Source organism: Plebeiibacterium sediminum, assembly GCF_026013605.1.
GTDB classification, from domain to species: Bacteria; Bacteroidota; Bacteroidia; order Bacteroidales; family Marinilabiliaceae; genus Saccharicrinis; species Saccharicrinis sediminus.
In genome coordinates this window covers 35474-62177 of the sequence record NZ_JAPDPJ010000025.1, presented here as the reverse complement: position 1 = coordinate 62177, position 26704 = coordinate 35474, and the positions used below count along the sequence as shown (strand labels likewise).

The 26704-nt window shown below is 33.8% G+C and carries 20 protein-coding genes and 2 tRNA genes; 18 read left to right on the top strand and 4 right to left on the bottom strand.

Annotated elements, in window-relative coordinates; all coding sequences use genetic code 11:
• Nucleotides 1–18 precede the first annotated feature (18 nt).
• From OM075_RS12050 to OM075_RS12015, 8 genes are all read left to right on the top strand, one after another.
• Nucleotides 19–91, top strand: a tRNA-Met gene (locus OM075_RS12050).
• A 71-nt stretch (nt 92–162) separates the two neighbouring features.
• Nucleotides 163–235, top strand: a tRNA-Met gene (locus tag OM075_RS12045).
• 159 nt (nt 236–394) lie between these two features.
• Nucleotides 395–1783 carry an alpha/beta hydrolase family protein gene (locus OM075_RS12040; protein WP_301190769.1) on the top strand — a complete coding sequence of 463 codons (1389 nt, stop codon included), beginning with the start codon at nt 395–397 and terminating at the stop codon, nt 1781–1783.
• Between the two features lie 133 nt (nt 1784–1916).
• Nucleotides 1917–2792 (top strand): M23 family metallopeptidase, encoded by an 876-nt coding sequence (locus OM075_RS12035; protein ID WP_301190768.1) that lies wholly within the window; start codon nt 1917–1919, stop codon nt 2790–2792.
• Between the two features lie 19 nt (nt 2793–2811).
• Nucleotides 2812–3966 carry a 1-deoxy-D-xylulose-5-phosphate reductoisomerase gene (locus OM075_RS12030; RefSeq protein ID WP_301190767.1) on the top strand — a complete coding sequence of 385 codons (1155 nt, stop codon included), beginning with the start codon at nt 2812–2814 and terminating at the stop codon, nt 3964–3966.
• Nucleotides 3967–4117: 151 nt separating this feature from the next.
• Nucleotides 4118–5434 (top strand): RIP metalloprotease RseP, encoded by a 1317-nt coding sequence (rseP, locus tag OM075_RS12025; RefSeq protein ID WP_301190766.1) that lies wholly within the window; start codon nt 4118–4120, stop codon nt 5432–5434.
• Nucleotides 5435–5468: 34 nt separating this feature from the next.
• Complete coding sequence (gene tatA, locus OM075_RS12020) at nt 5469–5669, top strand: twin-arginine translocase TatA/TatE family subunit (RefSeq protein ID WP_301190765.1); 201 nt, start codon at nt 5469–5471, stop codon at nt 5667–5669.
• Between the two features lie 199 nt (nt 5670–5868).
• Nucleotides 5869–6303 (top strand): universal stress protein, encoded by a 435-nt coding sequence (locus OM075_RS12015; RefSeq protein WP_301190764.1) that lies wholly within the window; start codon nt 5869–5871, stop codon nt 6301–6303.
• Here OM075_RS12015 and OM075_RS12010 read toward each other — a convergent pair.
• Complete coding sequence (locus OM075_RS12010) at nt 6300–7157, bottom strand: toxin-antitoxin system YwqK family antitoxin (protein WP_301190763.1); 858 nt, start codon at nt 7155–7157, stop codon at nt 6300–6302. The genes OM075_RS12015 and OM075_RS12010 overlap by 4 nt on opposite strands.
• Nucleotides 7158–7320: 163 nt before the next feature.
• Between OM075_RS12010 and rnr the strand changes: the two genes are divergently transcribed.
• From rnr to gcvH, 4 genes are all read left to right on the top strand, one after another.
• Nucleotides 7321–9495 (top strand): ribonuclease R, encoded by a 2175-nt coding sequence (gene rnr, locus OM075_RS12005; RefSeq protein ID WP_301190762.1) that lies wholly within the window; start codon nt 7321–7323, stop codon nt 9493–9495.
• A gap of 259 nt (nt 9496–9754) precedes the next feature.
• Nucleotides 9755–10354 carry a TetR/AcrR family transcriptional regulator gene (locus OM075_RS12000; protein WP_301190761.1) on the top strand — a complete coding sequence of 200 codons (600 nt, stop codon included), beginning with the start codon at nt 9755–9757 and terminating at the stop codon, nt 10352–10354.
• Nucleotides 10355–10420: 66 nt separating this feature from the next.
• Nucleotides 10421–11338: a homoserine O-acetyltransferase MetA gene (gene metA, locus OM075_RS11995; RefSeq protein WP_301190760.1), complete on the top strand. Its 918-nt coding sequence runs from the start codon at nt 10421–10423 to the stop codon at nt 11336–11338.
• Between the two features lie 104 nt (nt 11339–11442).
• A complete protein-coding gene (gene gcvH / locus OM075_RS11990; protein WP_301190759.1) occupies nt 11443–11820 on the top strand; it encodes a glycine cleavage system protein GcvH in 378 nt (125 codons plus the stop codon).
• Nucleotides 11821–11962: 142 nt separating this feature from the next.
• Here gcvH and infB read toward each other — a convergent pair whose 3' ends face one another.
• The 3 genes from infB to rimP form a co-directional block, all read right to left on the bottom strand.
• Nucleotides 11963–14980 carry a translation initiation factor IF-2 gene (gene infB / locus OM075_RS11985; protein WP_301190758.1) on the bottom strand — a complete coding sequence of 1006 codons (3018 nt, stop codon included), beginning with the start codon at nt 14978–14980 and terminating at the stop codon, nt 11963–11965.
• A gap of 65 nt (nt 14981–15045) precedes the next feature.
• Nucleotides 15046–16281 (bottom strand): transcription termination factor NusA, encoded by a 1236-nt coding sequence (gene nusA, locus OM075_RS11980; protein ID WP_301190757.1) that lies wholly within the window; start codon nt 16279–16281, stop codon nt 15046–15048.
• A gap of 21 nt (nt 16282–16302) precedes the next feature.
• A complete protein-coding gene (rimP, locus tag OM075_RS11975) occupies nt 16303–16767 on the bottom strand; it encodes a ribosome assembly cofactor RimP (RefSeq protein ID WP_301190756.1) in 465 nt (154 codons plus the stop codon).
• A 247-nt stretch (nt 16768–17014) separates the two neighbouring features.
• Between rimP and OM075_RS11970 the strand changes: the two genes are divergently transcribed.
• From OM075_RS11970 to OM075_RS11945, 6 genes are all read left to right on the top strand, one after another.
• Entirely contained in the window at nt 17015–18283 is a 1269-nt protein-coding gene (locus OM075_RS11970) for an HD domain-containing protein (RefSeq protein WP_301190755.1), read from the top strand.
• A 49-nt stretch (nt 18284–18332) separates the two neighbouring features.
• Complete coding sequence (gene lpxD / locus OM075_RS11965) at nt 18333–19370, top strand: UDP-3-O-(3-hydroxymyristoyl)glucosamine N-acyltransferase (protein WP_301190754.1); 1038 nt, start codon at nt 18333–18335, stop codon at nt 19368–19370.
• Between the two features lie 42 nt (nt 19371–19412).
• Nucleotides 19413–20813 (top strand): bifunctional UDP-3-O-[3-hydroxymyristoyl] N-acetylglucosamine deacetylase/3-hydroxyacyl-ACP dehydratase, encoded by a 1401-nt coding sequence (locus OM075_RS11960; protein WP_301190753.1) that lies wholly within the window; start codon nt 19413–19415, stop codon nt 20811–20813.
• A gap of 256 nt (nt 20814–21069) precedes the next feature.
• Nucleotides 21070–21861, top strand: coding sequence for an acyl-ACP--UDP-N-acetylglucosamine O-acyltransferase (gene lpxA / locus OM075_RS11955; RefSeq protein ID WP_301190780.1), 792 nt, complete (start codon nt 21070–21072; stop codon nt 21859–21861).
• 118 nt (nt 21862–21979) lie between these two features.
• The gene (locus tag OM075_RS11950) at nt 21980–23899 is read left to right on the top strand and encodes a vWA domain-containing protein (protein ID WP_301190752.1); all 1920 of its coding nucleotides are present in this window, start codon (nt 21980–21982) and stop codon (nt 23897–23899) included.
• A 444-nt stretch (nt 23900–24343) separates the two neighbouring features.
• Complete coding sequence (locus OM075_RS11945; RefSeq protein WP_301190751.1) at nt 24344–26704, top strand: TonB-dependent receptor; 2361 nt, start codon at nt 24344–24346, stop codon at nt 26702–26704.

Genomic DNA, 26704 nt, shown 5'->3' with positions numbered 1-26704 from the left:
CTATTGTTTAAGATATATTGCGGGGTGGAGCAGTTGGTAGCTCGTTGGGCTCATAACCCAAAGGTCGTCAGTTCGAGTCTGGCCCCCGCTACTACACCAAAAGAAAAGTTCTTTTGGTTTTAAATTAAAACATTTTGTGCAAAAACGCAGGTAAAGATATACTGCGGGGTGGAGCAGTTGGTAGCTCGTTGGGCTCATAACCCAAAGGCCGTCAGTTCGAGTCTGGCCCCCGCTACTAGAAAAGGTTGGTAATTTTAAATTATCAACCTTTTTTTATTTCTAAAAAATTATACTGGCATATAACGATCCAGAATTCATACGACTTAATAAGTCTTGTTTGCTAAAGAATTTTAGTTTTCAAAAAATCTTATTGCCAGATTGAAAATATGATCCTATGAAACTGTTTTGTAATTTTTTAAAAGTTGGTTTAATCAATCTATCGATTTCATTAGTTCTTTTTGGTTGTACAAGTAATGCTATAACAGGACAGTGGGATAGTGTAGTTGTTCAGCACCCTATAAATTATAGCGTTACCGATCCGGAAGCACCATTGAAGGACTATAATGGTGAAGTGATGACTGTTGTTTATCTGGAAAATTTGCCATTAAAAAAAGTAGGTCAAAATTCCGTGAAAGAGGATGTGAATTGGTTGTTGGCACAAGGCTATCGTGTTGTAGAGTTTGATTATAATGGTGTAGAAAATGCCATATCCCCAATTATCAATAAAGATATAATCGCTATTAATGATTCTCTGGCTTCAGGTACGTTTTGTGGTTTGGATGATTGTTCCAGATATCGATCTTATATTTTATTTGAAGGTTATAGAATAAAAAGAGATGTTCCTTATTTTAAAGACAATCCAATGGTGTATAACTGGCCTAAAGAATATACCGAAGGAGATAGTTTATATATGGATATCATTTATCCGGCAAATCCTATTCATGATGTTCCGGTTGTATTATCTTTTTCGTATTCGAATAGTTATGCTACCTATGATTCAGATAAAAATCAGTTGATTGATTTAAATAAAAACCAGCGATTAAACCTGGGTAATACACTTGCTGGATTTAATGATTCTTTCTTAGAAGGTGCTCCGGCTAATGGCATTTCTTGGGCTATTGCTGATCATCCTAAATATTGTTCTTGGGGAAAAGGCAAGCCAGTAGATGGGCCTAATGATGCTTATAAGTCTTATCAGGTAAATCCGGATGCAGCACAAAAAGTAAAATCAGCCATACGAACCTTACGTAAAGAGGGTCATCAACTTGGTCTTTCTGGTAAAATAGGTGTGTTTGGATTTTCTCGTGGATCAGATGCCGGCTCTATGGCAATTGGAGATAAGGTGGTGCCGGAATTTGAAAATGCGGGTTTTAATAAAGGAGTGTCAGATGAGGTACAGGTAGCTGTATTAGGTCCTGGGGTATTTAATTTTACAAGAGTTTATCAGGGTGCTGATGATGGTGATAAGAATTTGGAAGGTCGTTGTCCCTGGGTTTGGGGAGAACTAAAGGATAATTACGAGTTATGGGAAAAGATGGGGTCTTCTTATCTAGTAGAAAGTTCATTAAGTTCACCTGTTCTGTTTTTCTATAATAGTGATGATAGTCCGTATTATCATGATCAGGTTATGCATTTAAAAGAGAAGCTGGATTCATTGGGAGTAAAAACTTCGCTCATTAAAGATTATGGTAAAGGGCATTCCATTCCTCAAAAATCGGAAGATTTAAGGGTGATGTATCAATTTATGTCTTCACATTTAGATGCTTCTCAAATAAATAAGTAGTTGTACTTTGAGTTACCGTGTTTACTGTGTAGTGGATTTACATTCTTTATATTTTTGTTTTGTAGGAAACATCCGGCTTACTGGTTTTATTTTTTAACTTTGTCTACATTAAATTCTAGGAGTAATAATATTTATGGATAATTCCAAAGAGAAAAAAAATTTTATTCAAAAGATACGGAATAAGTATCGCCTGGCCATTTTTAATGAACAAACATACGAAGAGTTATGGGCTATGCGCCTTTCCAGGTTAAATGTATTTACTGTTCTTGGTACTGCTGTAGTTATTTTAATCGTTCTGGTTTCTTTGTTAATTGCCTATACTGGTTTAAAAGAATATATTCCGGGTTTTCCGGATGGAAATGAACGAATCCTTATGGTTCGTAATGTCAATAGGGTGGATTCGCTGATACAGGAAATAGAAAAGAGAGATGAGTTTTTTAAATCTATTAAAGCTGTGGTGCAGGGAGAAGTTCTTCCGTATGATGAGATAGAATCAGATACAAATAAAAGCGGGAATATAGCTCCGGTTTCTTTCAATAAAAGCGAAGCTGATGAGGAGTTTCGTGAAAAAGTTGAAAAGGAAGAAAAATATAATCTTTCAGTATTGCCAGTAAATGATAAAATACCGGAATTAAGTCAGGTATATTTTTATACGCCATTAAAAGGTTTTGTTGTTAAGAAGTTTATTGAAGGAGAAAATCATTTTGGTGTTGACATCGTATCAAAACCTGGTGAAACCGTATTGTCAATAATGAGTGGGACGGTTGTTTTTTCAGGTTGGACCGTAGAAACAGGTTATGTTTTAATGATTCAACATGGAAATGACATCATTTCAGCTTATAAGCATAATTCAAAATTATTAAAAAAAGCAGGAGATAAAATCGAGGCCGGAGAAGCTATTGCTAATGTTGGAAATTCAGGAGAGTTAACAACAGGACCTCATTTACATTTTGAATTATGGTATCAGGGCAAAGCTGTTGATCCTGAACAATACATCTTATTTGAATAACATTTTTTACCAGGACAATATGAAGAAACGGGTAGCAGTGCTGGGATCTACAGGATCCATAGGAACACAAACCCTGGAAGTTATTTCCAAAAATCCAGATAAATTTGAAGTTGAGGTCTTAACCGCCAATAATAGCATTGGCCGATTAATTGAGCAGTGCAGGCAATTTCTGCCTAATGTTGTGGTTATTGCCAACAAAGATAAATACAGCCAATTAAAAGAGGCTCTGGAAGACTTGCCAATAAAAGTTTATGCAGGTAGTGAAGCAATTGCTCAGGTAGTAGAAATGAGTACTGTTGATATTGTACTTACTGCAATGGTTGGTTTTGCAGGATTATTACCAACAATAAATGCAATAAATGCAAAAAAGCCAATCGCATTGGCTAATAAAGAAACATTAGTTGTTGCCGGAGATATTATTACTGAATTAGCAGCGCAAAATAATGTTCCTATATTACCTGTCGATTCTGAACATTCTGCCATATTTCAATGTTTGGTAGGAGAGTTTCATAATCCAATAGAAAAAATTTACCTCACAGCATCAGGAGGGCCTTTCCGTGGCAAAAAGAAGGATTTTCTGGAAACAGTAACTCCCGAACAAGCTTTAAATCATCCAAACTGGGATATGGGAAACAAAATTACCATTGATTCAGCCAGCTTAATGAACAAAGGTCTGGAGGTAATTGAAGCACATTGGCTTTTTGGATTGGAGGCTGAGCAAATCGATGTTATCGTTCATCCTCAGAGTATTATTCATAGTTTGGTTCAGTTTAAGGATAACTCTATGAAAGCTCAAATGGGTTTGCCGGATATGCGATTGCCTATTCAATATGCATTAACTTATCCTGCACGTATCGAGTCTGATTTTGAACGGTTTAATTTTATGGATTATCCAAGTCTTACTTTTGAGAAACCGGATTTAGAATCATTCCGAAATTTGGATATAGCTTTTAAAGCAATGAAAAAAGGAGGAAATATGCCTTGTATAATTAATGCAGCTAACGAAGTGGTAGTTGAGGCGTTTCTTCAAAATAAAATAGGTTTCTTAAAAATGAGTGATGTAATTGAAGAAACAATGGTTAAAGCTAGTTTTATTGAAAAACCAAGTTTCGAAAATTATCTTGATTCTGATAAAGAATCTCGTCGTATTGCACAATCAATTATTGGATTTTAATAGTTGATGTTGACAAGTAAATTGAATTGATTTATTGCACATTATATAATTAGGGTTTGGTGAGTCTGTGTAGTCTTATTTAGACTATATAAAACTAGGGTAAGATTAAAAAAAGAATATATTTGTAGCTTAATTTTTGAATTTGAAATAAATGGAAATATTAATAAAGGCGGGGCAATTAATTTTAAGTCTTTCAATATTAGTGATCTTGCATGAGTTTGGTCACTTCTTCTTTGCTAAATTATTTAAAACAAGAGTTGAAAAATTTTATTTGTTTTTTGATCCTTGGTTCTCACTATTAAAGTTTAAAAAAGGCGATACTGAATATGGTGTAGGTTGGTTACCTCTTGGCGGTTACGTTAAAATATCCGGTATGATTGATGAATCTATGGATAAAGAGGCACTCAAGGAAGAACCAAAACCATACGAATTTAGAGCAAAACCAGCATATCAACGATTATTAATCATGATTGGTGGAGTGATGGTTAATTTTCTTTTAGCATTTTTTATCTTTTGGATGATCCTGTTTAAATGGGGTGAGGGATATATTGATGTTAAAGATGCTACTTATGGGTTGGCTTATCATCCCATAGCTCATGAATTTGGACTTCAAGATGGCGATATTGTAACAGCCGTGGACACTTTCACAGTTCAAACAGCATCAGATATTCAATCGCTTATTTTATTAGAGGGTGCTAAAGAAATTACTGTACAAAGAAAGGATTCAACATTTAAGTTGACCATTCCTGCAGATTTTTCAGAAAAATTCCTGGAAAATGAAGTGAAAGCGTTGGCAATAGAAAGAGTATTTTCGGTTGTTGATTCTGTGTTTGCTAATACAGAGGCCGAAAAAGCAGGAATTAAAAAGGGAGATGTTATTCTCTCTATCAATGGTAAAGAAGCAGATTATGCACGTATGGCAACAAGCTTGTTTCAGGAAAACGCCGGAAAGCGTATTGTTATAGAGCTTGTTCGTGATAATAAAAATCTAAAATTGACCAGTAATGTTTCTGATAAAGGAAAAGTAGGTTTGCAATGGTTGATAGATTTTAAAATTACCCACGTTAAATACGGTTTTTGGGAAGCACTTCCTGCTGGTGTTAATAAAGGTATTGATACATTAGTAGGGTATGTAAAACAGTTTAAATTGGTATTTACAAAAGCCGGAGTAAAACAAATTGGAGGTTTTGGTGCAATAGGTAATTTATTCCCTCCATCATGGGATTGGCAATCTTTCTGGTCTTTAACCGGATTTTTATCTATTGTTTTGGCTTTTATGAATATTCTTCCAATACCGGCATTAGATGGTGGTCACGTGTTGTTTTTACTATACGAAATTGTTTCTGGTCGCAAGCCAAGCGAAAAATTTCTGGAATATGCGCAGGTAGCAGGAATGATTTTGTTACTAAGTTTGTTGTTATTTGCTAATGGTAATGATATATTTAGACTGATAAAAAGTTATTTTTAATTGTTACATTTGATTGAATTAAAAAATTAAGGTTATGTTGTCTAGTTCTGTATATATATGTGGATTCATGGGAGGTTATGAATGGATTGTTATTATATTAGTAATAGTTCTTTTATTTGGAGGTAGAAAAATTCCTGAATTAATGAAAGGTTTAGGTCAGGGGATGAAGGAGTTTAAGAAGGCGAAAGATGATCCTAATCAAGATAAAAAAGAGAGTAAAGACGATTCAAAGTAAATAATTGAAATAAAGAATAAAAAAGAGCTGATAGCAACTGTGTTATCAGCTTTTTTATTTTCAGGAGTTGATTAAAATTGATATAAGTCGTAACTTAAGTAGTGGGGATACTATGATTGGTTTTAAAAAATGAAAGAGTATTCATGTCTTATTTTTTGTATGGATTATTGTATTTGGCAATTCTTAATTTACGAGTGTGATGAAGAATATTTTAGTAGCAGTTGATTTTAAAGAAGGTACAGAAAAAGTTTTGGATTTTGCTAAACAGTTCGGGCAATTTTATTTAGCAAAAGTATGGATTATTCATGTGTCTGCACCTGAACCTGATTTTGTAGGTTATGAAGTTGGTCCCCAGTATATTTCCGATATGCGTGAAATAGAGCTTAAGGAAGAACATAAGCAACTTAAAAAATATGCTGATGATCTGAGTTTTACTGGCGTTGCTGCTGAGAGTATAATGCTTGAGGGAGGAACAGTTGAAATGTTGTCAGCTGAAATTGAAAAGTTGCATGTTAAGCTTTTAATAGTAGGTCATCATAAGCATGGTTTTTTTCACAAAGCATTCTTTGGAAGAACGGATGTTTCATTAATTGAACATGTTAATATTCCTACTTTAGTCGTTCCTGTTGATTAATGACGTATGTCTGAAATGGGTTTAGTCTCTGCTTTTTTACCATTTTTATAATAGGTAATGGAAATCAATTGTTTGTTGTTGTCGTAATTAAATTTCTCGCCATTAAACAATTTACCTTTTACAAAAAATCCTTTTAAAGATATTTTTCCATTATCATTAATTACGGTATGGTTTCCGGTTCCTTCAAACTTTAATCTTGGAATATCGCTGGTGTCGTCAATATTGTTTTGTTCTGTTTCAATGTTTTGCTTAGGTGTATTAAGGGCAATGTCTTCAGTAGTATTAATTTTTCCATCAGCATAATTCTTTTTCTGAACTAATAGACCTTTATCATTATAAACTAAAAGGTTTCCTTCCGTTTTTCCATTATTCCATGTACCCTGATACATTTTATTTCCATTTTCATGATAATAAAATTGCTCACCTTCTCTACGGCCATCATTATTGTAATTCCAGTTGTAAGATATTTGACCATTTTCATAATAATATTTATAATTACCAGTCCAATGATCTATTTGCCAATTGCCTTTTTCTCTTATTTTACCATTTTCGTAATAAAATGTTGCCAAACCTTTAGCTTCTCCATTAATATAAGAGATCTCCGATTTTTTATTGCCAGACTCGTAATAGGAAGTCCAGATACCATGTTTTTTATCATTTACATATTTACCTTCTTCCTTTATCTTATTGCTGTCAAAAACAGTTTTCCACCAACCTTGTTTTAAATGATGAGAGTCAGTAATATTAATAGTATCTGAACTTTGAATAAAAATGAGGTTGTTTCCCCAAGACTGGAAGGTTGATAGAAATATTAATATACTTATTAAGAAAAAATATCTTTGCAATTGAATCATAGTCATCGAAAATCTTATAAATACATTATACCTGATTTTTTTACTAAGGTTATATTGATTAGCTGATTTTTAGTGTATTTATATAAAAATGGTTTTTACAAAACATAAAATTAATAAAATGCCAAAGTAATTTTTGTACTTTGCAAGTAATAAAATGTAATACATGTCTGGAAAGAAAAATAAATCAAAGAAAAGAAGTAGGGGACTAAAAAAGCATGAAATAGCAGGATTAGTCCAGGGCGTCTTTTCAAATAATCCCAAACGAACATACAATTATAAGCAAATTTCTGATTTGCTTGGATTAAGAAAAAATGCATTAAAGCAAACTGTAGTTGAGATATTATATGAATTTCTCGAGAGTGGTTTTTTAACAGAGGTTTCACGAGGAAAATTTAAATTACTTTCACGAGGTGCCTATATGGAAGGTACTGTGGATGCCACTTCATCAGGAGCTGCCTATATTGTACCTTCAGATGGTAATGGTGATGATATATTTGTGAGTCAGCAAAATCTTAAAAATGCCTTAAATGGTGATTTGGTTAAGATTTTAATCTTTGCTAAAAAAAGAGGGCGTTCTCTTGAAGGTGAGGTTATTGAAGTGCTGGAAAGAAAACGAGAGACCTTTGTAGGTAGGATAGAGATGTCAAAGAATTTCGCGTTTTTAGTTACTGATAAAAAGGTGATGTTTCGCGACATGTTTATTCCATTGGAAAAGTTGAATGGTGCAAAAAATGGGCAGTTGGCTATTGGTAAAATTACCGACTGGCATGATTATACAAAAAATCCTTTTGCGGAAATTGTTGATGTATTAGGAGACGTTGGAGAAAATAATGCCGAAATTCATGCAATTTTGGCAGAATTTGATCTTCCTTATGAATATCCACATCACGTAATTGAAGCGGCAGAAGAAATTCCTGAGAAAATTTCAGCAGAAGAAATTAAAAAGCGAAGAGATTTCAGAGCGGTGACTACCTTCACTATTGATCCTAAAGATGCTAAGGATTTTGATGATGCATTATCGATTCAAAAACTGGATAATGGAAACTGGGAAGTAGGAGTGCATATTGCTGATGTAACTCATTATGTTACTCCTAAATCGATTATAGATAAAGAAGGATTTGATAGAGCAACGTCTGTTTATCTTGTCGACAGAGTTGTTCCTATGCTTCCTGAAAGGTTGAGTAATGGCATCTGTTCACTTCGACCCAATGAAGAAAAGCTATGTTTTTCAGTTGTATTTGAACTGGATGATGAGGCTAATCTTATAGATACCTGGTATGGGAAAACAGTTATTTATAGTGATCGAAGATTTACCTATGAAGAAGCTCAGGAAATTATAGAAACAGAGAATGGTGACTTCAAAGAAGAAGTATTGGCTCTTGATCGACTAGCTAAAAAATTACGAAAAAACAGATTTGATCACGGGGCAATTTCGTTCGAAAGAATTGAAGTAAAATTTGATATTGATGAAAAAGGAAAACCACTGAGTGTGTTTTTCAAGGAGTCAAAAGATGCCAATAAATTGATTGAAGAATTTATGTTGCTGGCCAATAAACGTGTAGCGGAGTTTATTGGTAAAAAAGAAGTTACACAAGGAAAAGGTGGGAAGCCTAAAACATTTGTATACAGGGTGCATGATAATCCTGATCCTGAAAAGTTTGAAAATTTTGCAAAATTTGTCAGGCGCTTTGGATATGAGGCTATGCCAGTAGGTGAAGAGAAAATAAGTAGCTCAATTAATAGATTATTAAAACAGGTTGAAGGTAAAAAAGAGCAAAATATTATAGAAACTTTAGCTATTAGAACAATGGCAAAGGCATCTTATTCATCTAATAATGTTGGGCATTATGGGTTGGCATTTAAACATTATACCCATTTTACTTCTCCAATTCGTCGTTATCCAGATATGATGGTTCATCGTTTACTGGAATCTTATCTCGACGGAGGTAGATCTGCAAACGCAACTAAAATCGAGGAAGATTGTAAACATTGTTCAAAAATGGAGTTGGTAGCTTCTGAAGCAGAAAGAGCATCGATTAAATTTAAGCAGGTTGAATTTATGAAAGAACATGTAGGTAAAGAATTTACTGGTGTTATTTCCGGAGTTACCGAATGGGGTTTTTATGTTGAACTGGATGAAAATAAATGTGAAGGAATGGTTTCTATCCGGAACCTGGATGATGATTTTTATAGGTTTGATGAAGATAATTATTGTATTATAGGTAGAAAATTTAAGAAGAAATATCAATTAGGAGATGCTGTGAAAGTTATTGTAGCAAAAGCAAATCTTATTAAAAAGCAGTTAGATTTTGAGTTGATAGATGATATGAAAGTATAAGTAAAAACGAAATATTTAGGTATCTAAATATTTTAGGTTGAAAAATATTGACATTTGTTCAAATAATTCGTAATATTAATATTGAATTATTGACTAAATAATTCGTGTTGAATTTTTGATGCAATATTAAAAGTGTTTTAGAGCATGAGAATATTCGACCGAATTGTCTAGTTGACACATTTAGAATGATTTCGACTTTTATTTACAAATACAATTCTGTAGCTTTGCGCACAATACAGATATTATTTTCTACCAACTTATGACAAACGAAAATCTAAATTACAATGAAAGCGTGAGGGTTTCTATTTTAGAAGCCGCACAGGGTCTTTTCTCCAAGTTCGGATACAAGAAGACAACAATGGAGGATATTGCACAGGAATTGCATAAAGGAAAAAGTTCTTTGTACTATTATTTTAAAAACAAGGAAGAGATATTCCAGGCAGTTATCGATTGGGAACAAACTGTTCTTTTAAGTAAATTACACGAAATTGTTGATTCAGAGCAAGAACCAAAGGATAAGTTAAACAACTATGTTCTTGTTAGAATGAAAACAATTAGTGAACTTGACAATTACTTTAAAGCTTTAACTGATGAAAAGTCTGGAGGACTTGAATTTGTTAGGAAAGTAAAAGAAAGTAGTGAAAAAGAAGAAATTGATATGATAAAAACAATTCTTGAAGAAGGAATTGCTTCGGATACATTTCAGTTAAAGAATACATTGATGGGAGCTACCGCTTTAGCATTAGCAATGAAAGGTTTGGAAGTACCTATGTTTAATGCTACCAATAAATTTGAAGATGTAATTGAGCATGTTCAAAATGTAATGAATATTTTATTCTTTGGATTAATAAAACGGTAAAATGTCATTGTTCTAAAAAAAAATAGGCCGTAATTTACGGCCTTTGTTGTTTTAAAAAGATTTATTATGCCCATAAAAATTCCGGATCAACTACCTGCTCGTGGCGTGCTAGAAGGTGAAAATGTCTTTGTAATGGATGAAAGCAGAGCTAATCATCAGGACATTAGACCTTTGAAGATTGTTGTTTTTAACTTAATGCCTTTAAAAATAACTACAGAAGCACAAATAATGCGTGTGTTATCAAATACGCCATTGCAAGTAGAAGTAGATCTGTTAATGACACGAAGTCATGCACCTAAAACAACACCCAGGGAGCATTTACTTGAATTCTATAAAACTTTTGAGGAAGTTAAGAAGAAAAAGTATGACGGTATGATTATTACAGGAGCTCCTGTGGAACATCTTGAATTTGATGAAGTTACATATTGGGATGAATTAAAGGAAATTATGGAATGGACTCGAAGAAATGTTACGAGTACTTTACATATTTGTTGGGGAGCCCAGGCAGGTTTGTATTATCATTACGGTATACCAAAGCATCATCTTGGAGAAAAGTTATTTGGTGTATTTGATCATAAGCTTAGAGATAAAAAAGAACCATTAATGAGGGGATTCGACGATCGATTTTTTGCTCCTCATTCACGTTTTACCGGGGTAAGGCAAAAGGATATTGATAAGGTTCCGGGATTAAAAACACTGGCAGATTCTGAAGAAGCTGGTGTATATATCGCTATATCGCCTGATAAGCGTCTTATTTTTGTTACAGGACATTCAGAGTACGATCCTTATACATTGAAAGAAGAATACTACAGGGATCTGGAAAAAGGAGATCATATTTCTATACCTAAGAATTATTTCCCTGATGATGATACATCCAATGAACCAATTGTAAGATGGCGTAGTCATGCTAGTTTATTATTTACAAATTGGTTAAATTATTATGTTTATCAAGAAACACCTTATAATTTTGATGAGATAAATTAAAATGGGGGTACTATAATTCAGAAAATGTAAAAGCTGACTTTTACCATGAATTCTATAATGATTTTATTTTATTTTTGATTAAATAAACTATAATAGCATACAAAATGAATATTCCTGAAAATTTGAAGTATACAAAAGACCATGAATGGGTTTTAATAGATGGCGACAAAGCAACTGTAGGTATTACTGATTTTGCTCAAGGTGAATTAGGTGATATCGTATTCGTTGAGATTGAAACAGAAGGTGAAGAACTTGATAAAGAAGAGGTATTTGGAACTATTGAAGCTGTGAAAACAGTTTCTGATTTATATATGCCTGTAGATGCTAAAGTTCTTGAAGTAAATCCTGAATTAGAGGATAATCCGGAATTGGTAAATAAAGAGCCTTATGAAGGTGGTTGGATGGTTAAAATTGAAGCTAAAGATGTAGCTCAGTTTGATCAACTACTTACAGCAGAACAATACAAAGAATTAATAAGTTAATTATTGTCTTTTAATATATAAGAGGCCTGAAGGTTATTTAACCTTCAGGCTTTTTTATTTTTTACCTCAGAAACTTTAGGGCAAAAAAAAATCCTCGCTCTTTTTAGAACGAGGATTTATATTTTAAAAGGTTATAATGATATTATAACTTTCTGCTTACTTCTACTTCTTCAAAGGCTTCAATTAAGTCATCTACTTTAATGTCGTGATAGTTATTGATACTAACACCACATTCATAACCTGTAGCTACCTCCTTAACATCATCTTTAAAGCGTTTAAGAGCGGCTAAATCTCCAGTGTATATTACTATACCATCTCTAATTAAACGAACCTTAGAATTACGTTTAATCTTACCTTCTTTAACCATACAACCGGCAATTGTACCAACTTTAGAAATCTTAAACGTTTCACGTACTTCAAGCGTTGAAATAACTTGTTCTTTGATTTCAGGAGAAAGCATACCTTCCATTGCAGATTTCAACTCTTCAATAGCATCGTAGATAATTGAGTAAAGTCTGATATCAATTTCCTCTTTCTCAGCAACCTTACGTGCAGCCATTGAAGGACGAACCTGGAATCCAATAACAATTGCGTTTGATGCAGCTGCTAACATGATATCTGATTCAGAAATTTGTCCTACAGCTTTATGGATTACATTAACCTGAATTTCATCAGTAGAAAGCTTGATTAATGAGTCAGAAAGTGCTTCGATAGAACCATCCACGTCACCTTTTACAATAACGTTAAGTTCCTGGAAGTTTCCAATTGCAATACGACGTCCGATTTCATCAAGAGTAATATGCTTTTTGGTTCTCATTCCTTGCTCACGTTGAAGTTGAGTACGTTTGTTAGTAATCTCTTTTGCTTCTCGTTCGCTTTCAAGTACATTAAATTTCTCACCCGCTTGAGGTGCTCCATTTAATCCAAGCATTAATACTGGTTCAGAAGGTCCAGCCTCAGTAATCTTTTTGTTTCTTTCGTTAAACATTGCTTTAACGTGGCCCATATAACTACCAGAAACAATGATGTCACCAATTTTTAACGTTCCTGACTGTACAAGAACTGTAGTAACATAACCTCTACCTTTATCTAATGATGATTCAATTACAGAACCAACAGCTTTTTTGTCTTTTACAGCTTTTAGCTCAAGTAAATCGGCTTCAAGCAATACTTTTTCAAGAAGATCTTCAATGTTAATTCCGTTTTTAGCAGAAATTTCCTGACATTGATATTTTCCACCCCAGTCTTCAACCAGGTAGTTCATATTTGCAAGTTCTTCTTTGATTTTGTCAGGATTTGCTCCCGGTTTATCAATTTTGTTAATTGCAAATACAATTGGCACACCAGCAGCAGATGCGTGGTTAATTGCCTCAATGGTTTGTGGCATCACGTTATCATCAGCTGCTACAATAATAATTGCAATATCTGTAACCTGTGCACCCCTTGCACGCATGGCAGTAAAGGCCTCGTGACCAGGAGTATCTAAGAATGTAATTTTTCTACCTGAATCAAGAGTTACAGAGTAAGCTCCAATGTGCTGTGTAATACCTCCGGCTTCACCTTGTATTACGTTTGCATTACGGATATGGTCAAGTAATGATGTTTTACCGTGGTCAACGTGTCCCATCACAGTAACAATAGGAGAACGTTCCTCAAGTAAAGATTCATCAATTTCTTCCTCTTCATCAATAGCTGCAGCAATCTCAACACTAATAAATTCTACTTTATGATCAAATTCCTCTGCTACTAACGAAATTGTTTCAGCATCTAAACGCTGGTTGATCGATACAAATAAACCAAGGCTCATACATGAAGCAATAATTTGGTTCACCTGTACATCCATCATAGTAGCTAATTCTGCTACTGTTACGAATTCCGCAACCTGAATAATATTTTTTTCCTGGTTTGCTTTCTCCATCTCAGCCATGTGCTTTTGGCTGACTGCATCACGTTTATCTCTACGGTGACGTGAGGCTTTAGACTTACCTTTGTTGGCTGTTAACCTAGCTAAGGTGTCTTTAATTTGCTTTTGTACATCCTCCTCGCTGATTTCAGCTTTCACCGGACGACGAGGTGCATTTTTTTGTCTGCGATTAGGTTTGTCATTATTGTTACGCGGATTTTGATTGCGTTGACCACCTGCTTGCGGACCTTTTGGTCTTTGTCCACCCTGTTGTTGGTTTGCACCACCACCTTGTTGAGTAGATTTTTCGTTTATATTTACGCGCTCTTTATCTTTTCGAATGCGCTTTCTTTTCTTCTTTTTGTTTTTATCAGCGTTACTGTCTGATTTTGATGGAGTAGTAGGTAATTCTATTTTTCCAACAACAGTAGGTCCAGATAATTTCTTAACCTGAGTAGGTTTAAATAAACCTTCTGATTTATCTTCTTTTTTCTCTTGAGGAGAATTTTTCTTCTCATTCTGAGTTGAGTCTGCAGAAACGCTTGGCTTTTCTGCTTTTTTCTCTGGGCTTACCTTTTCTGTTTTAGGTTTAGCCTCTTGTTGCGCTTTTGTTTTGTCTTCTGAAACCACTTCTTTATTATGGATTGCTTCTTTCTTTTCCTGTTTGTGTTGCTTCTTGGGTTTCTTTAAAGATTCAATATCAATTTTACCAACAACCTTTGGCTCCTCAATATTCTTTTTGGCAGCTGGTTTTTGAGATTCCTCAGGAGTAGGCTTTTCTTCTTTAACCTCAATAGGCTTTTCCTCTTTTTTAGGTTTTTCCTCCGGTTGTTTAGCTTCAGGAGCTTCAGTAGTAGGTTTTTCTTCTTGTTTTTTCTTTTTAGATAAGTTATCTAAATCGATTTTTCCAAGAACTTTAGGTGCTTCCTTATGAGGAATCTCTACCTTCTCAACTTTAACTTCTTCTTTTTTAGATTTATCCTGTACCGGAATATTGTCTAAATCTTTTCTGATATCCTCAATTGAGATTGTCTCTTTTTGTGGTTTTTGCTTACTAAGAGCTTCTGATTTTTTACGAACATTCAAGTCTGTACTATATTCATTCTCAAGGTGATTGTACATCTCTCCTGTTAACTTTGTGTTTGGATTTAACTCAACATCAAAGCCTTTTTTCTGTAAAAATTCAACAATAGTGTGAATTCCTACATTAAACTCTCGTGCAACTTTACTTAATCTATTTGTTTTACCAACTGCCATATTGGGAATTAAAGTTTTCTCTAATTAATGCTTAATATAAATCGGTGCAGACAAAAATAGTAGTTTTATTCAAATTCTGCACTTAATATCCTGATTACTTCTTCAATAGTTTCTTGTTCTAAATCAGTTCTTTTCACAAGATCTTCAACGCTTAAGTCTAATACCGATTTCGCAGTGTCGCATCCAATTGACTTGATTTCATCCAAAATCCAAGATTCAATCTCATCTGCAAATTCGTCTAAGCTTACGTCTTCATCATCCTCTTCCATTTCACGATATACGTCTAACTCGTATCCCGTTAACTGGCTGGCTAGTTTAATGTTTAAACCACCCTTACCAATGGCAAGGCTAACTTCTTCAGGACGTAAATAAACCTGAGCTCGTTTGTCGTCTTCAAATAATTTTATACTGTTTATTTTAGCAGGGTTAAGTGCTCTTTGAATAAACAGCTGAACATTTGTTGTGTAATTAATTACGTCAATATTTTCATTGCGTAACTCTCTTACAATACCATGAATACGGCTTCCTTTCATTCCAACACAGGCTCCCACAGGATCAATACGCTCATCGTATGATTCTACAGCAACTTTTGCTCTTTCTCCAGGAACACGTACAATCTTTTTAATAGTAATTAAACCATCAAATATTTCTGGTACTTCTAACTCAAATAATCTTTCAAGGAATACAGGAGATGTACGGGAAACAATAATTAATGGATTATTGTTTCGAATTTCAACCTTAACTACTACAGCTCTAACATTATCACCTTTTCTGAAAAAATCAGATGGGATTTGTTCTGCCTTAGGTAATATTAATTCGTTTCCTTCATCATCCTGAATCAGGATTTCTCTTTTCCAGATTTGGTAAACTTCTCCGGTAATAATATCTCCAATTCTATCCTTGTATTTGTGATAGATGTTGTCTTTTTCTAATTCTAAAATTCTTGCTGACAAGTTTTGTCTTAAGCTTAAAATAGCTCTTCGACCAAAGTCAAGGAATTTTACTTCGTCAGTAACTTCTTCACCAATCTCGTAGTCAGCGTCAATCTTTTTAGCGTCACTAAGCGAAATTTGTAGATTTTCATCTTCTAATTCATCATCATCTACAATCTCTCTGTTTCTCCAAATTTCAAAGTCTCCTTTGTCGGTGTTAATAATAACATCGAAATTTTCATCTGTCCCAAAACGTTTGATTAAAACGCTTCTAAAAGAGTCTTCAAGCACTCTGATCATAGTTGCACGATCGATGCTTTTTAGTTCTTTAAACTCTGAAAAGGTATCAATTAAATTAATGTTTTCCATGACGTTTTATTTGTCAGCTTGTTAAAACGAAATAACGACTTTTACCGATTTAATTTCGTCGAACGTATAGTTGTGACTAAAAATTTTTAATTCTTTTTTCTTTTTTCCTTCAATCTTAACCTTTTTTTCTTCTTCAATGGTAAAACCATTTTCTGTTACCTCGGTTAAAATTCCTTTGTGCGGTGCTGCATTTAAAAGCGTTACTTCAACTTCACGTCCAATATTTTTAACATATTGTTGTTTTACTTTTAATGCCTGGCCTAAACCTGGAGTTGAAACTTCCAACTCAAAATCTTCAACTTCACGGTCAAGAGAGCCTTCAATCAATCTGCTTATTTGTATGCAGTAATCTATGCTAATGCCGCTCATACTATCTATTAATACAGTAATTTTATTTCCTGTTGAAATTTTTAAATCTACCAGAAAACAATCATCAGCTTCTAGCTTTTCCTGAATTAATGTACTAATCTGCTCCTTCGTAATCATAGTCTATAGGGTAATAAAATAGGGGACTACCGCCCCCTACCTTTAAGACATTTAATTAAAATCCGGTGCAAAGATAATTAATAAGACATTAAAATGCAAGCAAGAAAGTAAATGTGATTTAGTAATAATTTATAATTTCTATAAATAAACAAATCTTGGATTTTAGATTTCTGTTAATTTGATTGGGACTTAAGAGGGATAGCAATGAATCAATTAGTATATTGCGAAATCTAAAAAAAAGTTGATAGTGAGTAGAGAATACAATTTAAATAAATTAAAAATTATAAATGATCCTGTTCATGGATTTGTCAAAGTACCTTTCCCAATTGTCTATGATCTTCTTCAGCACAGGTATTTTCAACGATTAAGAGGGATTAAACAGTTAGGTCTTACTTCTTTGGTGTATCCAGGTGCCATGCATAATCGTTTTCAACATGCTGTAGGAGCTATGCATCTAATGAGTTCCGCAGTTTCTGTGTTGCAAAGCAAAGGAATAGAAATCACAAAAGAGGAATCAATCGCTGTTCATATAGCAATTTTGCTTCACGATATTGGTCATGGTCCTTTTTCACATGCGCTTGAGTATTCTGTTGTTGAAGGTGTCTCTCACGAGGATGTTTCTTTGGCATTTATGCATTCATTGAATAAAGAGTTTGATGGGGCTTTATCTATGGCGCTTGATGTTTTCCAGGATAAATACCCAAAAAAGTTTTTACATCAACTGGTAAGTAGCCAGCTTGATATGGATCGGCTAGATTATTTGAAGAGGGATAGTTTTTTTTCAGGAGTAACAGAGGGTGTTATTGGTTCTGATCGCATTATTAAGATGCTACATGTGCATGATGATCAGCTTGTGGTAGAATCAAAAGGTATTTATTCTATCGAAAAGTTTTTGATTGCACGCAGACTTATGTATTGGCAGGTTTATTTACATAAAACAGCGCTGGTTGCAGAAAAGATGTTAATGAAGGTTTTACAACGTGCCAGGTATTTGTGTTCACAGGATATTGAATTGTATGCTCCTCAACAATTATTGTTTTTTCTTAAAAATGCCATCATCAAAGAGGATTTTGATCATAATGATGATGTTCTTGAAAATTTCGCCTTTCTTGATGATGGAGATATTATGAGTGCTATTAAATCTTGGATTCATCATAAGGATTATATTCTTTCGGCACTAGCCAGAGCTTTATATGATCGGGATTTATTACATATAGACTTACAAAAGGAAAATTTTGATAAAAATCTGGTAAAACAGATTCGCAATAAAGTTAAATCGGTATATAACCTTCAAAATACAGATGAAGTATCGTATTTTGTGTATACTGATGTGATAGAGAATCATGCCTATAGTATAACTGATGAAAAAATAAATATTCTGTATTCGGGAAATGAGTTACGAGATATATCTAAAGCTTCAGATATCTTAAATCTCTCAGTTTTAAGTAAGAACGTTAAAAAGAACGTGCTTTGTTACCCCAAATCATTAAGGAAATGGGTTAGTGAAATAAGTTAGGTTTTCATATGGAGGATAATATTATTAGATTTGCAGCAAATTTTTAACAATGGAATTTTCAGCGAGGCAAATTGCAGAATTAATTGATGGGGTTATTGTTGGGAACCCGGATGCAACTATAAATAATGTATCGAAAATAGAGGAGGGTAAACCCGGAACAATCTCATTTCTATCCAATCCAAAATATACAAAATTTATCTACGAAACCAATGCCAGCATAGTATTGGTGAATAAATCATTCGAGCCGGAAAAAGAGATATCTGCTACCTTAATTAAGGTTGACGATGCCTATGTGGCAGTTGCAAAATTAATGCAAATGTATGCGGAATCTATGCCAAAGAAATCAGGTATAGAGCAGCCTTCTTTTATTTCAGAATCGGCGAGTTTGGGCGAATTTCCTTATGTAGGGGCTTTTGCGTATATAGGCGATAATGTATCAATTGGTGATAATGTTAGTATATACCCTAATGTTTATATTGGAGACAATGTGAAAATTGGAGATAATACAATTATATATGCCGGAGTAAAAATATATCAGGGATGTAAAATTGGTTCCAATTGTGTGCTTCATGCGGGCAGTGTTGTAGGTTCCGATGGCTTTGGATTCGCTCCGGGTGAAGATGGTGAGTATACTAAAATTCCTCAATTAGGAAATGTGGTTCTGGAGGATAATGTAGAGATAGGAGCTAATACTACTATTGACAGGGCAACTATGGGTTCTACAATTATTCATAAAGGAGTTAAACTTGATAATTTAGTTCAGATTGCTCATAATGTTGAAGTAGGTGATAATACTGTAATTGCTGCAATTACGGGTATTGCAGGATCTTCAAAAGTGGGTAAAAACTGTATGTTTGGTGGTCATGCTGGTATTGCAGGACACTTAAATGTTGCAGATGGAGTTAAGTTAGGTGCGTTTACAGGTGTAAGTAAAAATGTTACACAAAAAGATTTATTCATGAGAGGTATTCCTGCACAGGATGCAAGACTTTATGGACGTTCTTTTGTGAATTTTAAACAATTGCCTGATTTAGCTGCTCAGCTTAAAGAATTAAAAGAAGAAATTAAAAAACTTAAAGGAGAATAAAAGCTTTTCTGAATTGATAAGAAAAGTGAATATATCTTTATTATGATTGAGAATCAGAATACTTTAGCAAGTCCTGTAACTCTGAATGGAAAAGGATTGCATACAGGAGCAGTTGTGAATTTAGTATTAAATCCAGCTGCAGTCAATTTTGGCTTTAAATTTAAAAGAGTTGACCTTGAGGGGCAACCAATTATAGATGCGGTTGCTGAAAATGTAGCATTTACAGAACGAGGAACCGTTTTACAAAAAAAAGAAGCTTCTATTAGTACTATTGAGCATTGCCTGGCAGCGCTTAGAGGAATGGGAGTTGACAACTGTTTAATTGAAATTGACGGTCCGGAAGTGCCGATTTTAGACGGAAGTTCAAAATTTTATGTTGAAGCCATTAAAAGTGTTGGACTTCAGGAACAGGATGAAGAGCGGAAATATTTTGTGGTTAAGGAAAAGATGGTTTTCGAAGATAAAGAGAAAGGGGTTAAGTTAATCGCTTTGCCAGACGACTCTTTTAGTATCGATACCCATATTTCATTTAACAACTCAATGTTTTTAGGAAGTCAGTTTGCTTCTTTAGATTCATTAAGTGATTTTGATAAAGAAATAAGTGCTTGTCGTACATTTGTTTTTCTTCATGAGGTTGAAATGTTGATGGAACATAACCTTATAAAAGGAGGCGATTTAGACAATGCTATTATTATAATTGATAAGGAAGTTTCTCAAGAGGAATTGGATAGATTAGCAGATTTGTTCAATCAGCCTCGTGTAGAAGTGAAACCTATTGGAATTTTAAATAATCTGGAATTAGTTCATCAGAACGAGCCAGCACGACATAAATTATTAGATGTAATTGGTGATTTGTGTTTGGCCGGTTTACCTATTAAAGGTAAAATTATTGCAACACGTCCCGGGCATCAATCAAATGTAGAATTTGCTAAAGTTCTACGTTGTGAGATTAAAAAATGTGCTAATAAACCAGTTGTTCCAGAATATGATCCTACAAAACAACCTGTTTTTGATATTAATCAGATAAAAGGATTGTTGCCTCATAGATACCCATTTTTATTGATTGATAAAATTATTGATCTGCAAGAAAATTATGTGGTTGGCATAAAGAATGTAACACATAATGAAAACTTTTTCCAAGGTCATTTTCCAACTGAACCTGTTATGCCAGGAGTGTTATTGGTGGAAGCAATGGCTCAATGCGGTGGTATTTTTGTATTAAACCAGGTTGAAGATCCTGAGTGTTATTCAACTTACTTTATGAAAATGGATAATATCAAGTTTCGCAGAAAAGTAGTTCCTGGAGATACTGTTATTTTTAAATTAGACTTACTTGCTCCTATAAGAAGAGGAGTGGCCAATATGAAGGGAGTAGCCTATGTTGGTGATGCTGTTGTTGCTGAAGGTGAGTTTATGGCTAATGTAACCAAAAACAAAGCGTAAAAGATTCTGTCTAACTGATATAATGTCGAATTCAGCTGTATTTATGTACAGTTGAATCTTATAAATAACATTTTATTTTTTTTATTAAGATAGTTAGACTATTTTCGCACCGGAAAATTTTGAGGGTATTAGTCATGAAGTTATTCTTCAGATAATTACATGAACTCATACCTGTAAAAGTAATTTTTTTGATTTGGAAGAGGTACAAACAATTCAAATAGAACCTGTAGATACAGGTAAAACAAAAGAAGAAAGTATGAAACAACCTTTGGCATATATTCATCCAGAAGCAAAAATAGCTCCGAATGTAGTTATTGAGCCATTTGTTACTATTGATAAGAATGTAGTTATTGAAGAGGGAACAAGGATTGGATCTAATGTAACAATAATGGAGGGCGCCAGAATTGGTAAAAATTGTAATATTTTCCCCGGAGCTGTAATCGCAGGTGTTCCTCAGGATTTGAAGTTTCAAGGTGAGGATACCGTTGCTATAATTGGCGACAATACAACAATTCGTGAGTGTGTTACCGTTAATAGAGGTACAGCTTCAAGAGGTAAAACTGTTGTGGGAAAAAATTGCCTTTTAATGGCATATACTCACATTGCACATGATACTATCGTTGGAGATAATGTAATTATAGCAAATGCTACACAGGTTGCCGGAGAAGTTCGAATTGATGATTTTGCAATCATTGGTGGTACTTCTGCTATTCACCAGTTTGTGCATGTTGGATCTCATGTGATGATTCAGGGAGGTTCTTTATTAAGTAAAGATGTTCCTCCATATGTAAAAGTTGGTAATGCAAAAATGTCTTATGGTGGAATTAATTCTATTGGATTAAGAAGAAGGAATTTTACCAACGAACAAATTACCGGAATCCAGAATATTTATAGAGTACTATATCAAAGTGGATTAAATAATACTGATGCTATTGAGAAAATAGAAGCTGAGTTACCTGCTTCTAAAGAGCGTGATGAAATTATTTTATTTGTTAAGAATTCTCAACGTGGAATCATAAAAGGTTATACATCAACCTCTGACAGATAATACTCCTCAGTATTTTAAGATATCAAAGCCGAAAAGTTGAAAAACTTTTCGGCTTTTTTTATGGAATTTATTTTTCTGTGCATCCTGTCTGTAGATTATTAATAAAAAGAAAGATGTTATGAAAAATTTAAGTTCAATAATATTAGGTCTGATAATGAGTGTTTTCATTATGCAAGAAGTGAGTGCAACTAAGATTATCTCTGGTGTTGTGTATGATAATAACCAACAGGTACTGGTCGGAGTTTCAGTTATGGAGAAGGGTACCAGAAATGGAACTGTAACTAATGTAGAAGGAAAGTATCAGTTGGAAGTTTCTGATGATGCAAAAATATTAGTGTTTTCTTTTATCGGGATGCAAACTAAAGAGGTTAAAATTAATCAGAAACTAACCATTGATGTAGTTATGGAACCGGACTTAAATTCAATTAATGAGATTACAGTAGCAGATGATGAACTTGAGTTGGAAGAATGTATAGTTGTTGGTTATGGTGTTCAAAAGAAATCTGTAGTAACGGGATCTGTTAGTACTTGTGTTTTACCCGGAAGAGTACCGCATTACAATTATCAACCAGTTCCTCAAATGCAAGAAGATTATGCTTTCGTAAAAGCAAACCAGTTTTTAGATCCGAACAATGACCCATTATCAACATTTTCAGTTGATGTTGACAGAGCTTCATATTCAAATATCCGACGCTTCTTAAATGGAGGTAATTTGCCACCAAAGGATGCCATTCGTATTGAAGAGATGATCAACTACTTTAATTATAGCTACGATGGCCCTAAAGATGAAAAACCATTTGCAGTTCATCATGAAGTGGTAGAGTGTCCCTGGAATAAGAGCCATTATCTAATGAAAGTAGCTCTGCAAGGTAAAAAGATTGAAAAAGAAAATTTACCTCCTTCAAATATTGTATTTCTTTTAGATGTTTCCGGTTCAATGGATTCCCCTCAAAAATTACCGTTGCTAAAATCAGCTTTAAAAATGTTGGTAAATGAACTTAGAGATGAAGATAAAGTTTCAATTGTAGTTTATGCAGGAGCCGCTGGAGTTGTTTTGGTACCTACTTCAGGCAAAGAGAAGGTAAAAATTATTAGTGCTCTGGATAATTTATCAGCAGGTGGTTCTACAGCTGGAGGAGCAGGATTGAAACTTGCCTATAAACTAGCCTCTGAGAATTTTATAAAAGATGGCAATAACAGGATTGTATTAGCTACAGATGGTGATTTTAATGTAGGATTGAGTAGTAATCAGGAAATGGAAAGGTTAATTGAATCTGAACGGGACAAAGGAATTTACATTACTGTTGCTGGTTTTGGTATGGGTAATTATAAAGATTCTAAAATGGAGATTATTGCAGATAAAGGAAATGGAAATTACTTTTATATAGATAATTTTCTTGAGGCCAAAAAAGCTTTGGTAGAAGAGTTTGGAGGAACGCTTTTTACAATAGCAAAAGATGTTAAATTGCAATTGGAGTTTAATCCTCAACATGTTGCGGGGTATAGATTAATTGGTTATGAAAATAGGTTGCTTAATAAAGAAGATTTTAATAATGATAAAGTTGATGCTGGTGAAATAGGTGCTGGTCATACAGTAACTGCTTTGTACGAAATAATACCCGTAGGAGCTAAAGATGTTGGAAGTTATCTACCAACAACAGATCCATTGAAATATCAAAAAGAGAAACAAAGAAAACAGATTACAGCACCCAAAGATTATTCAGATGAATTGCTGACGGTGAAGCTTAGGTACAAGCTGCCAAGCCAAAATAACAGTAGTTTGATGGTCGTTCCAATAAAAAACAAGGTGATTAATATTACTAATGCAAGTAGTGATTTTAAAGTAGCAGCTAGTGTTGCAGCCTGGGGGATGAAGTTGAAGAATGAAAATTATGTTAACAATACATCTATAAAGGATATTGTTGAATGGGCTGAAAATTCAGATTACAATGATAAGATGGGATATTTTTCTGAAATGATCAGATTAATGAAAATTTCAGAAATGCTTTTTGATGATCCAATCAATACATCTCAATAATAGATCTTGTTAAGGAATAAGAATATTTTAAATTCAGATAAAAAAGGAAGAAATTTGCTTAATTAAAGGGTGGAATATTTTGTATTTAGGTGTATTAAGCATTTAAAAAGCTTAAATTTTATCAAGAAATAGAACAAAAAATAAAATAAAAATCTATTTTATAAGATGCAGAAATACAGAAGTTAAACTTTTGTCACGTATTTGTCACGTAAGAAATTCTTGTATTTGTAGAATGATTAGTTTCTTTGAAATACCAAAAGGAAAAGAAGGTTTCATTAATATCAAAGTGTACTTTCAATCTCAAACCCGTATATAAACATTGAGTACCATTCCCATTCTTAAAATCTAATTCTATTATTAGGATGAACCTGTCTCATTTTGAGACAGGTTTTTTTATTACTACTTTGCAACCTTTTACAATGTCAATTGTCCTTTCTTTAAACAATGAGTAAAAATAAGATGCAAAAAAACATTATACTTATCATAATAATTCAATTGATCCTATTGTTAGATACTTATGCTAAACCTGAAAAATTAAATGACAAGGTGGTATTAAGTGGATACATCAAGGATGCCAGTAATGGAGAATTGCTTATTGGTGCGAATATCTATTTTAAAGAATTAAAAACAGGTACAATTTCCAATCTGTATGGTTTCTATTCTTTTAGTGTGGATCCGGGAGTCTACGAAGTTGATTTTGCTTATATGGGATATAAAACTATAAGCAAACAATTGAAAATTACTCAGGATATGGATCTTGATATTGAATTGGAGGAGGAAACTGAAAGTATTCAGGAAGTAGTTGTTTTAAGTAAAAAGCCTGATGCCAATGTTAGAGATCCTCAAATGAGTGTTCAAAAACTGCAGAGTAAGGATGTGAAGGCAGTACCTGCTTTAATGGGCGAAGTTGATGTAATAAAGGTTTTGCAATTGATGCCTGGAGTGCAAGCTACCAGTGAAGGGTCTAGTGGATTTAGTGTGCGAGGTGGGAATCCGGATCAGAATTTAGTATTGTTAGATGAGGCAATCGTATATAATGCCGGGCATATGCTTGGTTTCTTTTCTGTCTTTAATAACGATGCCATTAAGGATGTAAAACTATATAAGGGAGATATTCCTGCATCATCCGGAGGGAGGCTGTCATCTTTGGTAGATGTAAGGATGAATGATGGAAATAATAAAAAGATTGAAGGTAAAGGGGGAATTGGGTTGATATCATCCAGACTGACCCTTGAGGGACCTATTATTAAAAACAAAACATCATTTATTGTAAGTGGGAGAAGGACTTATGCAGATTTGTTTTTGCCTATAGTTACTGATGAAGAAGCGCAGGATAGCAGATTGCATTTCTACGATCTGAATATAAAACTAAAGCATGTAATAAATAATCATAATCGACTCTATTTTAGTACTTATATGGGACGGGATGTTTTTAAAGATGTGAACTCGCAGATTGATTATGGTAATCAGACATTTACATTGCGTTGGAATCATGTTTATAATCCTAAGCTATTTTCAAACTTAACTTTTGTAGGTAGTAAATACGATTATGAGTTAGGAACTAGTGAAGAGACTTCGGAATTTACATGGAAAAGCAGACTCAGGGATTTTAGTTTAAAGTTAGATTACAACTATTATTTGAATCCTAACAATACAATCTCATTTGGTTTTCAAAGTATTAGTCATAGAATTAATCCAGGTACTGCTCAGGGCAAGGGAGAAGAGTCGATGTTTAGTAAAGTGGAAGTGCCTGACTCAAGAGGATTAGAACATGGTGTTTATATAGCAAATAGTCAAAAGATAGGTGCGAGGTTAAATGTTAGGTATGGCCTACGTTTTTCTGGTTTGCAAAATGTTGGGGAGGTTACTGTTTATGAGTTTGATGAAAATTATGAAGCTATAAATGAATTACATTACAAAAGTGGTGATATATTCAATTCATATTGGGGATGGGAACCTCGGATTAGTATGTCTTATATTTTAAATCCAACCACTTCAATCAAGTCAAGTTATTCCAAAACCAGACAATATATTCATTTGGCTTCAAATTCTACTTCAACTACGCCTTTGGATGTTTGGTTTATGTCATCGCCCAACGTAAAACCCCAGATTTGTGATCAGTTTTCAGCCGGATTATTCAGGAATTTTGCGGATCATACGATTGAATCATCTATTGAGTTGTTTTATAAAGACATGAAAAATACGATTGATTTTAAAGATCACCCTGACTTGCTTTTAAATGATAAAATGGAAGGCGAAATAAGAACCGGAAAATCATGGGCTTATGGAGCGGAGTTTTTAATAAAGTTTAATCTTGAAAAATTTAATGGGTGGGTAGGTTATACCTGGAGTAAATCGTGGCGAAAAATTCCTGAGATTAATGAAGGTCGAAAATATTTATCGCCATATAGTCATGATCATGATATTTCATTGGTTTTAAACCATAAAATTAATAATCGTTATCAGGTAGGTTTAAACTGGGTATATTTTACAGGATCACCATATACAGCTCCTAATGGAAGAATGTTTGTTGGAGGAGATATAGTGCCAATTTATTCAGCACGTAACGAAGAAAGAATGCCGGATTATCACAGGATGGATGTTTCGTTTACAATTAAGAATAAAAAGAAAGAAGGCAGGCGATGGGAAGGAGAATGGAATTTCTCAGTATATAATCTTTACGGAAGAAAAAATGCATGGTCTATCTTTTTTGAGCAGGATGATAAAGATCCATATAAAGCTACCGCTCAAAAAACATATTTATTTCAATTTGTTCCTTCTGTTACTTATAATTTTAAATTTTAA

Excerpts from the sequence above, each read along its gene's own strand:
- OM075_RS12040 (WP_301190769.1), top strand. The coding sequence starts at position 395 with ATGAAACTGTTTTGTAATTTTTTAAAAGTTGGTTTAATCAATCTATCG.
- OM075_RS12035 (WP_301190768.1), top strand. The coding sequence starts at position 1,917 with ATGGATAATTCCAAAGAGAAAAAAAATTTTATTCAAAAGATACGGAAT.
- OM075_RS12030 (WP_301190767.1), top strand. The coding sequence starts at position 2,812 with ATGAAGAAACGGGTAGCAGTGCTGGGATCTACAGGATCCATAGGAACA.
- rseP (WP_301190766.1), top strand. The coding sequence starts at position 4,118 with ATGGAAATATTAATAAAGGCGGGGCAATTAATTTTAAGTCTTTCAATA.
- tatA (WP_301190765.1), top strand. The coding sequence starts at position 5,469 with ATGTTGTCTAGTTCTGTATATATATGTGGATTCATGGGAGGTTATGAA.
- OM075_RS12015 (WP_301190764.1), top strand. The coding sequence starts at position 5,869 with ATGAAGAATATTTTAGTAGCAGTTGATTTTAAAGAAGGTACAGAAAAA.
- OM075_RS12010 (WP_301190763.1), bottom strand. The coding sequence starts at position 7,157 with ATGATTCAATTGCAAAGATATTTTTTCTTAATAAGTATATTAATATTT.
- rnr (WP_301190762.1), top strand. The coding sequence starts at position 7,321 with ATGTCTGGAAAGAAAAATAAATCAAAGAAAAGAAGTAGGGGACTAAAA.
- OM075_RS12000 (WP_301190761.1), top strand. The coding sequence starts at position 9,755 with ATGACAAACGAAAATCTAAATTACAATGAAAGCGTGAGGGTTTCTATT.
- metA (WP_301190760.1), top strand. The coding sequence starts at position 10,421 with ATGCCCATAAAAATTCCGGATCAACTACCTGCTCGTGGCGTGCTAGAA.
- gcvH (WP_301190759.1), top strand. The coding sequence starts at position 11,443 with ATGAATATTCCTGAAAATTTGAAGTATACAAAAGACCATGAATGGGTT.
- infB (WP_301190758.1), bottom strand. The coding sequence starts at position 14,980 with ATGGCAGTTGGTAAAACAAATAGATTAAGTAAAGTTGCACGAGAGTTT.
- nusA (WP_301190757.1), bottom strand. The coding sequence starts at position 16,281 with ATGGAAAACATTAATTTAATTGATACCTTTTCAGAGTTTAAAGAACTA.
- rimP (WP_301190756.1), bottom strand. The coding sequence starts at position 16,767 with ATGATTACGAAGGAGCAGATTAGTACATTAATTCAGGAAAAGCTAGAA.
- lpxD (WP_301190754.1), top strand. The coding sequence starts at position 18,333 with ATGGAATTTTCAGCGAGGCAAATTGCAGAATTAATTGATGGGGTTATT.
- OM075_RS11960 (WP_301190753.1), top strand. The coding sequence starts at position 19,413 with ATGATTGAGAATCAGAATACTTTAGCAAGTCCTGTAACTCTGAATGGA.
- lpxA (WP_301190780.1), top strand. The coding sequence starts at position 21,070 with ATGAAACAACCTTTGGCATATATTCATCCAGAAGCAAAAATAGCTCCG.
- OM075_RS11950 (WP_301190752.1), top strand. The coding sequence starts at position 21,980 with ATGAAAAATTTAAGTTCAATAATATTAGGTCTGATAATGAGTGTTTTC.
- OM075_RS11945 (WP_301190751.1), top strand. The coding sequence starts at position 24,344 with ATGAGTAAAAATAAGATGCAAAAAAACATTATACTTATCATAATAATT.